Source organism: Sphingomonas lacunae (assembly GCF_012979535.1).
GTDB lineage: Bacteria > Pseudomonadota > Alphaproteobacteria > Sphingomonadales > Sphingomonadaceae > Sphingopyxis > Sphingopyxis lacunae.
The window spans coordinates 2,857,157-2,869,343 of the sequence record NZ_CP053015.1; the positions used below are offsets into that span (position 1 = coordinate 2,857,157).

Here is a 12,187-nt window from a genome sequence, read left to right on the forward strand (position 1 = left end):
CAACGGTTGGAAGATCAGAGTCCAGCCGCGACCAGCCAATCGTGGAACAGTTTGACGGCCGGTCGTTTGAGCGCGCGTGGGCGGCAAACGAACCAGTAGCTGTAGGGACTGTCTATGTCGAAATCGAACAGCTTTGTCAGGCGCGGGTCATGGGCATCGGTGTAGTGGTGGCCGTGCATGAAGGCGACGCCGACACCCTGTGCGGCTGCCTCGAGCATCAGCGGGCCACTGTCGAAATGGTCGATCCCGGCCGGTTCGAGCCAGGGCATGCCGATGGCATTGCGCCATTCGCTGAAGGTTTCCGGCATTTCGCGGTGAAGAAGCACGGTCATCCGCTGCAACTGTTCGGGCACGCTGATGCGTTCCGAACCCTCGCCAAAGCGTTTCGCGGCAATCGGATAGACCTTGTCTTGATCAAGGCGGACAGCGTGCAAGGCGGGATCAATTTCCTTGGCCAGTGCAATCGCCGCATCAATCCCGTCGCCCAACCGGGTTTCGCCATGACCGACGGTCTCGATGTCGATATGCAGTTTGGGATGGCGCGCGCGCAGTTCGGGCAACCGGGGAAACAGCCGCTGCTGGGCGAACAGCGGCAGGACATTGAGCCTCAACCGCAATTCATCGGTGCGCTTGACTGCACCGTCAACGGCTTCGCGGACCGCGTCAAGCGCGGGACCAAGCGCGGACAACAGCCGCTCACCTGTCTCGTTGAGCCGCATGGCATGGTGGTCGCGGTCGAACAGCGGCTCGCCGATATGCCGTTCCAGTGTCTGAATGCGGCGTGACAGGGCGGGAGTCGACAGGGCCAGTTCCGTCGCCGCCGCCTTGACCGAGCCTAGCCGCGCGACGTGCATGAACGCCTCCAGCCCACTCAGCGAGGGTAAACGACGCATTTCAATCCTCTCCTGCCCCGGCCTTGCCCTAATGCTGCACCGCACATCCGATCGAACGACGGTGCGCGACACCCGCCAGCAGCCCGCAACATGACCTATCGTTCCACATATTGCCACCCCTTAAGTTGCAAAAAATGCAACATGGTTGGATCTTTTCGCACTTGCACAAAAGTTGCAGGTGCAACATTAGGGTCGGGCCTTTCAGGCATCCTCTCCTAAAGAAACTTTCATCGGCCGCCCCTTCGGGTGGCCGTTTTTTTTGCCTGTAGCGCCGGGGGCAACGACCGTGCTCCACTCTGTCAGGACTGGCTGGGGGCTCGAAAGGCCGCAACAGCCTTCCTATGTTGGCGTTGACCAGCAACGCCAGACGAGGAACACCGCGTGGCCGAGAGCGAAAATCAAGAGAAGCAGGACATCCGCCTGCAGGTGGCCAATTCCCGCCCCGAGGAATCTGGCAGCGGCATTGCGCGATTGCCCCGCCCAATGTTTGCCAGATTGGGCCTGACCGAAGGCGACATCATCGAAATCAGCGGCAAGCGCATCACGGCCAGCCGAGCCGTCGGCCCCTATGCCGAGGATGAGGGGATCGAGGTGTTGCGGCTCGACGGGCTGCAGCGCGCCAATGCCGGTGTCGGCACCGGGGATTTTGTCGGCATCCGCAAGATCGAGTCGAAAGCGGCCAAATCGGTGACATTGGCACCGGCTCAACCGAACCTGCGGCTGCAAGGATCGGGGCAGGCGCTCAAGCGCACCTTTATCGGCCGGCCAATGGTGGCGGGGGACATTGTCGCCACCACCGGGCAGCAACGCATGGGGCATGAGGGCCTGCCGCCGCAGTTGCGGCAGATGCTCGCGGCGCCCGCCTATGCCTTGCAGGAAATCCGTCTGACGGTGGTGGAGACCAGTCCCAAGGGTATCGTCCACATCGACGACTCCACCGAAATCGAGCTTTTGCCCGAATATGTCGAGCCCAAGGAATCGCGCCGCGCCGACGTGACCTATGACGATATTGGCGGGATGGGCGAAACCATCGACCAGCTGCGCGAGATGGTCGAGCTGCCGCTGCGTTATCCCGAGCTGTTCCAGCGGCTGGGCGTCGATCCGCCCAAGGGCGTACTGCTCTATGGCCCACCGGGCACGGGCAAGACGAGGCTTGCGCGGGCCGTGGCCAACGAGAGCGAGGCCGAGTTTTTCCTGATCAACGGTCCGGAGATCATGGGCAGCGCCTATGGCGAGTCCGAAAAGGCGTTGCGTGACGTGTTTGAAAAGGCCGCCAAGGCGGCACCGTCCATCATCTTCATCGACGAGATCGACAGTATCGCGCCGAAACGGGGCCAGGTGCAGGGCGAGGCGGAAAAGCGGCTGGTAGCGCAATTGCTGACGCTGATGGACGGGCTGGAACCGCGCGCCAATCTGGTGGTGATCGCCGCCACCAACCGTCCCGACGCGATTGACGAAGCGCTCCGCCGGCCCGGCCGCTTTGACCGGGAAATCGTGGTTGGCGTACCCGACGAGCGCGGCCGGCGCGAAATCATCGCCATCCACAGTCGCGGCATGCCCCTGGCAGAAGATGTCGACGTCGGCGAGCTGGCGCGGACCACCTATGGCTTTGTCGGTGCGGACATCGCCGCGCTCGCCCGTGAGGCGGCGATCGAGGCCGTGCGACGGATCATGCCGCGCCTCAATCTGGAGGCAGGCACCATCCCGCCGGAGGTTCTCGACGAGTTGCAGGTCACCCGCGAGGATTTTGTCGGAGCCCTGAAGCGCGTCCACCCCTCAGCCATGCGCGAGGTGATGGTGCAGGCACCCAATGTCCGCTGGAACGACATTGGCGGGCTGGACGCCTCCGCCGAAAGGCTGCGGGAGGGCGTCGAACTGCCGCTCAAGGACCCGGAGGCCTTCCGCCGCCTCGGCATCCGTCCGGCCAAGGGCTTCCTGCTCTATGGCCCACCGGGCACTGGCAAGACCTTGCTGGCAAAGGCTGTCGCCCGCGAGGCAGAGGCCAATTTCATCGCCACCAAATCGGCTGACCTCCTGTCCAAATGGTATGGCGAGAGCGAGCAGCAGATTGCCCGCCTGTTCGCCCGAGCCCGGCAGGTGGCACCCTGCGTCATCTTCATCGACGAGCTCGACAGCCTTGTGCCGGCGCGCGGATCGGGCGGTGCGGGTGAGCCGCAAGTGACCGAGCGCATCGTCAACACGCTGCTCGCGGAGATGGACGGCATCGAGGAGATGCAATCGGTCGTCGTCATCGGCGCGACCAACCGGCCCAACCTGATTGATCCCGCCCTGCTCCGTCCGGGTCGGCTCGATGAGCTGGTCTATGTCTCGGTGCCCAATGCGGAGGGACGTCGGCGCATTCTCGACATCCACACGGCAAGGATGCCCTTGGCCAAGGATGTCGATCTCGACGCCATTGCCGAAAAGGCCAACCGCTACACGGGCGCCGATCTGGAAGATCTGGTGCGCCGGGCCGGCATGGTTGCCCTGCGCAAGTCGCGCGACGTGCCCGAGGTGACGCAAGAGGATTTTGAGGCCGCGCTCAAGGATACACGGGCGACCGTGACGCCCGAGATGGAGCGGGAATATGAAAAGATCGCCGGCGAGATCAAACAGAATGCCGCCGCGCTCAACCCCATCGGCTTCATCGCGCCGGGAATGCTGACGCCGGCACGCCAGACCAAGCATGGCGACCCTGAAAAGGGCGACAGCGACAAGGCGAGGCCGGTCACCGACTGACCTGGGGTGGCCAAGCGTAGCGCCCCCGGTGGCGGCTTGCAGCAAGCGTAGCGCCCCCGGTGGCGGCTTGCAGCAAAAGCTGCGGGTTGCATGCCGGGGGCGTTGCCTTGACGGGCCAACCGGCCTATTCCGCCGCGACGACAGCAGACAATACAGGGCAGGAGGAGCGGCCATGACTGACATCGACCGCCAGACCCTGCCCGACACCATGGACAGGGTGGACGAGTTGACGCCGGGAGACGCTCTGGCGGCGACCCACGCCGAACGCCTCGATGCGGATGACCGGTTGCGTCCCGATTTTGTTGACCGCGTGCTTGAAGCCGTAGCACGGGGCGAGGCCGAAGCGGCGCGCGACCTTGTCCGCCCGCTCCACCCGGCTGACCGCGCCGACCTTGTCGAACTGACGCCCGAAGAAGACCGTCCTGCCCTCGCCGCCGCACTGGGCGACCTGATCGACGCCGACGTGATTGCCGAGATGAACGATTATGTCCGCGAGGACATTGTCGACACGCTTGAGCCCGAACAGGTCGCCGACATCGCCCGCGAACTCGACACCGACGACGCGGTCGCGATGATTGAGGACATGGACGTCTCCGATCAGGCTGCTGTCCTCGCCGCGCTCGACCCCGAAGACCGTGCCGCCATCGAGGATGCGCTGTCCTACCCCGAGGAGTCCGCCGGCCGCCTGATGCAGCGCGATCTGGTCGCGGTGCCGGAGCATGTCACGGTCGGCGATGTCATCGACCGGCTGCGCCATGATGGCGATCTCGCCACCGACTTTTGGGAAATCTATGTCGTTGATGCCCGGCATCACCCGGTAGGCTATGTGCAGCTGAGCTGGTTGCTGCGGACGCCGCGGGACATAGCCATCTCCGACGCCATGATGCGGCGGCAGACATTGATCCCGGTCGATATGGACCAGGAAGAGGTGGCGCTGCGTTTCCAGAAATATGCCCTGATCTCGGCGGCTGTGGTCGATGGCGATGGCCGGCTGGTCGGGATGATCACCGTCGATGACATCGTCCACATTATCCAGGAAGAGGCGAGCGAAGACGTGCTGCGCCTGTCGGGCGCGGGTGAAGGCGACATCAACGAAAGCCCGACTGAATCTTACCGGGCGCGCATCCGCTGGCTGGTCGCGAACCTTGGCACGGCTCTGGTGGCGTCAACCATCATCAGCTTCTTTGGCGGCGCCATCGAACATATGGTCGCGCTGGCCGTGCTGATGCCGATTGTCGCAGGCGTTGGCGGCAATGCTGGAACACAGACTTTGGCGGTGACTGTGCGTGCCATTGCCACCAATCAGCTGACCCAATCGAACACGCGTCGAGCGATTACCCGCGAACTATCTATCGCGCTGCTCAATGGCGCGACCATAGCGTTGATCGCAGGCATTGGCGTTACCATCTGGTCGGGCGACTGGCATTTGGGCGCGGTGATCGCCGCTGCGATGCTGACCAATATCCTGATCGCCGGTCTTGCCGGTGTAATCATACCGCTGACACTCGATCATTTTGATCAGGACCCGGCGGTGGCGAGCAGCATCTTTGTCACCATGATCACCGACTCGATGGGCTTTCTCGCCTTCCTTGGCCTTGCGGTGCTCAGCGGGCTGGTCAGCCTTTGAGATTTTGCCGGTCGCGACAGCTCGCCACCCTGTTTTCAATTGCAACCACATCCCCGCTGCGCCAGTCAGTGGGGCCATGATGACTCGCACCCTCTTGCGCGCTTCGGCCGCGCTTCTCGCCCTTGCCCCGATCACCCTTACCGGCACCGCCAACGCCCGTCCGCTAACGCCGGAGGATCTGGCGACGTTGGGCCGGCTGGCCTCGCCCGCCGTATCGCCCGACGGACAGTGGGTAGTCTATCAACAGACGGATACCAATGCCGAAACCTACGCGCGGTCGACCGGCCTGTGGCTGGTGCCGAGCAATGGCAGCGCCGAACCGGTGCGCATCGCCGACCTGGAAGGGGCCAATGAAAGCGGCGCCGCCTTCTCGCCCGATGGGCGCCGTCTCTATTTCCTGTCGAACAAGTCGGGCAAGGACCAGCTTTGGACGGCCTCTTTCAGCCCGACCGGCACGGTCGACACGCCGGTCCAGGCGAGCGACACCATTGCCGATGTCGCCGGTTTCCGCATCGCCCCCAATGGCCAAAGGATTGTCATGTGGGGCGACATCGGCATGGATTGCCCGACCTTTGGCTGTGCCAATCAGGCGGACCGCGCCCTGCCCGGTCCCGGCACAGGCCGCGTCTATAACGAGATGTTCGTCCGTCATTGGGATTCATGGGAAACCACCGGCATTCACAGCCGCGCCTTTACCTTTGCCATTGGCGCCGATGGCCGGTTGAGCGGTGACGCCGCCGCCATCGCCCCCGAACTGCGCGGTGACGCGCCGTCCAAGCCCTTTGGCGGGGCCGAGGAAATCGGCTGGAGCGCTGACAGCGCCGTCGTCTATTTCACTCTGCGCGTCGCCGACCGAAACGAACCGCGCTCGACCGACCTCGATATTTACAGCGCCCCTGCGACCGGGGGCGCTGCCGCCAATCTGACGGCGAGCAATGAGGCGACCGACACCATGCCGGCGGCCTCTCCTGATGGCCGCTGGCTCGCCTATGCCGCCATGGCCAGACCGGGCTATGAGGCTGACCGGCTGGTGCTGATGCTGAGAGACTTGCGCAGCGGCACGGTGCGCGCACTGACGCAGGATTGGGACCGCTCGGTATCCAGCATCGCCTGGGCGGCCGACAGCCGCAGCATCATCGTTACCGCGCAGGACACGCTGGAACACCCGGCTTATCGTGTCGATGTGCGCACGGGCCGTGTGACGCGTTTGACCGAACGCGGCAATGTCGGCGACACCATCCCGCTGGCCAACGGTGGGATGATCTACACGATCAATTCGATCACTTCACCTACCGACCTTGTTCGGATGGATCGCCGCGGACAGACAACAGCGCTTACCGCTGTCAACCGCGAGCGCATGGCCCAGATCGACCCGGTCCATTATGAGCAATACAGTTTCGCCGGCGCCAATGGTGACCGCGTCTGGGGCCAAATCCTGACGCCGCAGGGGGCTGCCGGCCCGCTGCCGACAGTTCTGCTGGTGCATGGCGGACCGCAGGGAAGCTTTGGCAATAGCTGGTCAACCCGCTGGAACCCGATGCTGTGGGCGGCGCAAGGCTATGCCGTTGTCACCGTCGATTTCCATGGGTCCACCGGATATGGCCAAGCCTTTACCGACAGCATCAACCGTGACTGGGGTGGCAAGCCGCTCGAGGACCTGCGGCTCGGCATGGCTGCTGCGGCAGCGACCAATGCTTCGGTCAATCCCGCCAACGCCTGCGCCGCCGGCGGCAGCTATGGCGGCTATATGATGAACTGGATCGCCGGCAACTGGCCCGACGGCTTCCGCTGCCTCGTCACCCATGCCGGCGTGTTTGACCTGCGCGCCATGGCGTTCGAGACCGAGGAACTGTGGTTCGATGAATGGGATCATGGCGGCCCATGGTGGGCGCGCGAGAATGCCGAGCGCTGGAACCCGGTCAACCATGTCACCAACTGGCGCACGCCGACCCTCGTCATCCATGGCGAAAAGGATTTCCGCATCCCCTACAGCCAAAGCCTCGCCGCCTTCACCGCGCTCCAGCGGCAGGGCATCCCGTCGCAGCTGCTGATCTATCCCGATGAGAACCACTGGATCCTGAAAGGCCGTAACAGCGTGCAATGGTATCGCACCGTTTTCGACTGGATGCGGCGCTGGACCGGGCCGGGCGATACGGCGGCGGCACCTGCCAGCGGCGGCGGCAACCAGTGATCGCGCTGGCTTCGCTCGCCGGGCTGCTGGCCCTGTCCTCGGCCGCTGTGCAGGAAGCACCGGCGGCGCCAGTGCCGCCACCGACACCTATCTCCCCCGCTCCGCCGCGCGGCGGCGATGTGATCGGCGCGTGGACCGTCGATCTGCGCGTGTCGGAGACGGACGCCCCCTACAACCAGCCGATGCATCTGCAGGTCGATGCCGATGGCAAGGTGACTGGCGATTTCTACAACAGCCCGATCAGCTCCGGCCGCTATGGTCATAATATGGGTCGCAGCTGTGTCGCCTTTGTCACCAGCGACGGCATGGGCGATTATCAGCACAGCGCCTGTCTGGTCGACGGGCGCATGGTCGGGCAAAGCTGGGCCGAGCATCGCGGCTTTGTCCTGCCCTGGACCGCGGTGCGGGAGCAGTAAGCGGCACCCTGCCCCCTTGCCGCGCCGCAGCATGGCTGGCAAAGGCGGGGCCATGACTGATACGCCTGCATCCGCGCCTGAACCCGCCAAGACATTCGATCCCGCCGCCATTGAGGCGCGCTGGGCCGCGCATTGGGAGGCCAATGGCCTGTTCCGCCCCGAACGGCCGGACGCCACGCCCTTCACCATCGTCAACCCGCCGCCCAATGTCACCGGCGCGCTGCACATCGGCCATGCGCTCGACAATACGTTGCAGGACGTGCTGGTTCGCTATGAGCGGCTGCGCGGCAAGGATGCGCTATGGGTCGTTGGCACCGACCATGCCGGTATCGCGACGCAGATGGTCGTTGAACGGCAGATGGCGGAAAAGCAGGACCGGCGCACCAATTACAGCCGCGAGCAGTTCATCGACAAGGTGTGGGAATGGAAGGCGGAAAGCGGCGGCCAGATCACCGGCCAGCTGCGCCGCCTCGGCTGCTCGATGGACTGGAGCCGCGAACAATTCACCATGGACCCGCACTTCACCAAGGCGGTGGTGAAGGTGTTCGTCGATCTCTACAATCAGGGCCTGCTGTATCGCGACAAGCGGCTGGTCAATTGGGACCCGGGCCTCAAGACCGCCATTTCTGACCTTGAGGTCGAGACGCAGGAGGTCAAGGGCAGCTTCTGGCACTTCAAATATCCGCTCGCCGACGGGGTGAAGCGCGACGACGGCCTCGACTATATCGAGGTGGCAACGACCCGGCCCGAAACGATGCTGGCCGACATGGCGATCGCGGTGCACCCCGAGGATGAGCGATACAAGTCAATCATTGGCAAGGACATCCTCCAGCCGATCACTGGCCGGCGCTTCAAGGTGGTGGCCGACGAGCATGCCGACCCCGAACTGGGTTCGGGCGCGGTCAAGATCACGCCGGGGCATGACTTCAACGACTTTGAGGTCGGCAAGCGCGCCGGCATCAAACCCGCCGAAATGCTCAACATGTTCGATGCCGACGCACGGGTCGTGCAGGTCGCCGACGGGCTGATCCCCGCCGAGTTCATCGGCCTCGACCGGTTCGACGCGCGCAAGGCGGTCGTCGAGGCGATGAAGGCGCTGGGTTTCCTGATCCCGCATGTGACCAGGGACAAGGAAGGCAATGAGACCCTCCACGACGCCGAACCGCGCACCATCCAGACCCCATTCGGTGACCGCTCGGGTCAGGTCATCGAACCCTGGCTGACTGACCAATGGTATGTCGATGCCGCCACGCTCGCCCAGCCGGCGATCGAGGCAGTGAAGTCCGGCGCGATCGAGATCGTCCCCAAGACGTGGGAAAAGACCTTCTTCAACTGGATGGAGAATATCCAGCCCTGGTGCGTCTCCCGCCAGTTGTGGTGGGGACACCGGATCCCGGCTTGGTATGCCGAAGATGGTCAGGTGTTTGTCGCCGAAACCGAAGAAGAAGCACAGGCGCTGGCCGGTACAGGGGTTGCCCTCAACCGTGACGAAGACGTGCTCGACACATGGTTCTCCTCCGCCTTGTGGCCCTTTGCCACGCTTGGCTGGCCGGAGCAGAGCGACCTCCTCGCCCGCCACTACCCCAATGATGTGCTGATTTCAGGCTTTGACATCCTGTTCTTCTGGGATGCGCGCATGGCGATGCAGGGGCTGCACTTCATGAAGGAGGTGCCCTGGCGGCGGCTCTATCTCCACGGCCTCGTCCGCGATGCCAAGGGCGCGAAAATGTCCAAGTCCAAGGGCAATGTTGTCGACCCCCTTGGCCTGATCGACCAATATGGCGCCGACGCGCTGCGTTTCTTCATGAGCGCGATGGAAAGCCAGGGCCGCGACATCAAGATGGATGAGGCGCGGCTCGAGGGCTATCGCAACTTTGCCACCAAGCTGTGGAATGCGGCGCGTTTCTGCCAGTCGAACGGCATCGGGGCGAGCAAGACGCTGGCCGCGCCCGCCGCGACCCTGCCGGTCAACCGCTGGATCATCGGTGAAGTGGCGGCGACCGTCACCCGCATGCAAGAGGCCTTTGCCACGCTGCGTTTCGACGATGCCGCCAACGCCATTTACCAGTTCGCCTGGAGCCGTTTCTGCGACTGGTATCTCGAATTGATCAAGGGTCAGATCGATGACGAAACCCGCGCTGTCGCCGGCTGGGTCCTCGATCAGATCCTCGTCATGCTCCACCCCTTCATGCCCTTCATCACCGAAGAGCTGTGGCACAATCTGGGGGATCGCCCCTATGAGCTGATCGTAGCGAAGTGGCCGGAACCCGCCGCCAGCAGCGACGCGGAGGCCAGCGCCGACATCGACTGGCTGATCACGCTGGTGCAGTCGCTGCGCGGGGCAAAGGCGGAGCTGGGCATTGCGCCAGGCGCTCGCCTGCCGCTGTTTGCCGAGGATGCCGATGCCGCCACTCAGGCGCGTATCGCCCGCATGGCAGCCGCGCTGGACCGGGTCGGCCGGATCGAGGCAGTGCATATCGGCGGCGCACCTGCGGGGGCGGCGATGCAGTTGGTGGTGGAGGGCGCGACCTATGTCGTCCCGCTCGAAGGGCTGATCGACATTGACGCCGAACGCGCCCGCCTGACCAAGGCGCTGGCGGCAGCGCAAAAGGAAGCCGCCAGCCTCGCCGGCCGCCTTTCCAACCCCGCCTTCACCGAAAAGGCCAAGCCCGAAGCGGTGGAAAAAGCGCGCGAAGACCACGCCGCCCGCGCCGCGGAGGCCGAACGGCTGGAGGCCGCGCTCAAGCGGCTGGGATAAAGCCATGGAAGAAGATGTGCCGGGCGCTGGCCCTTCCGCCGCGCCCGGCCATGGTCAGGGCCCGCGTGACCTGACGCAAGGGCCCATCGCCCGCACTCTGGTTGCCTTTGCAATGCCGACACTGCTGGCCAATGTCCTGCAATCGCTCAACGGGTCCATCAACGCCATCTGGGTCGGCCGTTTTCTGGGGGAAGGAGCGCTGGCGGCGACGGCCAATGCCCATGTCATCATGTTCCTGATCTTTGCGAGCGTGTTTGGCATTGGCATGGCATCAACGGTGCTGATCGGGCAGGCTATGGGGCGGAGGGACATTGACGCCGCCAGGCGCGCCTTTGGGACGGCCACGGGGTTCAGCCTGATCCTCTCCGTGGTTGCCGGTGCGGGCGGCTGGTTTGCCGCGCCGGCGATCCTGCACACCCTAGCCACGCCGACGGAGGCCTTCCCCCTCGCCCTCACCTATCTGCGGGTCATGTGCATCACCATCCCGTCGTCAATATTGTCGGTTTCGGTGATGATGGCACTGCGCGGCGCGGGGGATTCGGTCACGCCCCTGCGTTTCATGATCGTGTCGGTGGTTCTCGACATCCTCCTCAATCCCGCCCTGATCCTGGGGATCGGTCCCCTGCCGGCGCTGGGCATAGCCGGGTCGGCGCTGGCCACGGTCATTGCTGGCACAGTGAGCCTGACCGCGATGATTATCTGGGTCTATTGGCGCGACCTGCCTCTCAGGTTGCGCGGTCCGGAATGGCGCTATCTCCTGCCTGATCGCGAGATGCTCGGCTTCATCCTGCTCAAGGGCCTGCCGATGGGCATACAGATGGTCATCATTTCGGCAGCCGGCCTGATCATGTCCGGGCTGGTCAATCGGGAAGGCCTGATTACTGCCGCCGCCTATGGCGCGACGTTGCAGTTATGGAACTATGTGCAGATGCCGGCGCTCGCGGTCAGCGCGGCGGTCAGCGCGATGGCGGCGCAGAATATCGGCGCCGGGCGATGGGACAGGGTGGGATCGATCAACCGGGCCGGCATTGTCACCAACCTCTTGATGACAGGGACACTGGTCACGCTGATCCTCTTGTTCGACCGGCCGGTACTGGCCCTTTTCCTCGGCAGCGAAAGCCCGGCGATAGAGGTGGCACGGCACCAGCAGTTGCTGGGCAGCTGGTCGTTCCTCCTGTTCGGGGTGACAATGGTACTGTTTGGCACCATGCGTGCCAATGCGGTGGTCATTCCGCCGCTGATCATCCTCGGCATTTCCATGTATCCGGTGCGGCTCGCCTTTTATTACACGGCCTATCCCTTGATCGGTGCCGATGCCATTTGGTGGAGCTTTCCGATCACATCGATGGCATCAATGCTGATGGCCATTGCCGTTTATCGATGGAGCAAATGGCGCCAGGCCAGCCCTGCACTGCCAATGCATTTGCCCAAGACGATGGACTGACGGCCAAGTTCAAAGGTTTCATAGCCGGATCTGGGGCAAAAACCGCACTGGCGCGACCGGTCTCGGGTCCGGTCGCGCCAATGGGTTGCCTCAGGCAGATGCCTGGGAAAACGGATGCG

7 protein-coding genes are annotated in these 12,187 nt (G+C 64.0%); 6 read left to right on the forward strand and 1 reads right to left on the reverse strand.

The genetic code is table 11. The annotated features are described in order from the left end of the window. Positions 1-14 precede the first annotated feature (14 nt). Positions 15-893, reverse strand: coding sequence for a LysR substrate-binding domain-containing protein (locus tag GV829_RS13665; RefSeq protein ID WP_169947534.1), 879 nt, complete (start codon positions 891-893; stop codon positions 15-17). 381 nt (positions 894-1,274) lie between these two features. Here GV829_RS13665 and GV829_RS13670 point away from each other — a divergent pair, with 381 nt between their 5' ends. The 6 genes from GV829_RS13670 to GV829_RS13695 all read left to right on the forward strand — a co-directional run bounded on the left by GV829_RS13670 (position 1,275) and on the right by GV829_RS13695 (position 12,068). Beyond that, entirely contained in the window at positions 1,275-3,632 is a 2,358-nt protein-coding gene (locus GV829_RS13670) for a CDC48 family AAA ATPase (protein WP_169947536.1), read from the forward strand. 208 nt (positions 3,633-3,840) lie between these two features. After that, positions 3,841-5,259, forward strand: a complete 1,419-nt coding sequence (mgtE, locus tag GV829_RS13675) for a magnesium transporter (protein ID WP_169948396.1) — start codon at positions 3,841-3,843, stop codon at positions 5,257-5,259. A gap of 76 nt (positions 5,260-5,335) precedes the next feature. Beyond that, positions 5,336-7,450, forward strand: coding sequence for a dipeptidyl-peptidase 5 (locus GV829_RS13680; RefSeq protein ID WP_425505421.1), 2,115 nt, complete (start codon positions 5,336-5,338; stop codon positions 7,448-7,450). Further along, positions 7,447-7,866, forward strand: coding sequence for a hypothetical protein (locus GV829_RS13685; RefSeq protein ID WP_212612131.1), 420 nt, complete (start codon positions 7,447-7,449; stop codon positions 7,864-7,866). The genes GV829_RS13680 and GV829_RS13685 overlap by 4 nt, the downstream gene beginning before the upstream one ends. A gap of 52 nt (positions 7,867-7,918) precedes the next feature. Then, on the forward strand, positions 7,919-10,624 hold the full coding sequence (locus GV829_RS13690; protein ID WP_169947538.1) for a valine--tRNA ligase: 2,706 nt from the start codon (positions 7,919-7,921) through the stop codon (positions 10,622-10,624). A gap of 4 nt (positions 10,625-10,628) precedes the next feature. Continuing rightward, positions 10,629-12,068, forward strand: a complete 1,440-nt coding sequence (locus GV829_RS13695) for an MATE family efflux transporter (protein ID WP_169947540.1) — start codon at positions 10,629-10,631, stop codon at positions 12,066-12,068. Positions 12,069-12,187 lie beyond the last annotated feature (119 nt).

What these genes read in the sequence shown, in the direction of transcription:
- GV829_RS13695 (WP_169947540.1), top strand. Translation starts at nt 10,629, where the DNA reads ATGGAAGAAGATGTGCCGGGCGCTGGCCCTTCCGCCGCGCCCGGCCAT.
- GV829_RS13690 (WP_169947538.1), top strand. Translation starts at nt 7,919, where the DNA reads ATGACTGATACGCCTGCATCCGCGCCTGAACCCGCCAAGACATTCGAT.
- GV829_RS13665 (WP_169947534.1), bottom strand. Translation starts at nt 893, where the DNA reads ATGCGTCGTTTACCCTCGCTGAGTGGGCTGGAGGCGTTCATGCACGTC.
- mgtE (WP_169948396.1), top strand. Translation starts at nt 3,841, where the DNA reads ATGGACAGGGTGGACGAGTTGACGCCGGGAGACGCTCTGGCGGCGACC.
- GV829_RS13680 (WP_425505421.1), top strand. Translation starts at nt 5,336, where the DNA reads ATGATGACTCGCACCCTCTTGCGCGCTTCGGCCGCGCTTCTCGCCCTT.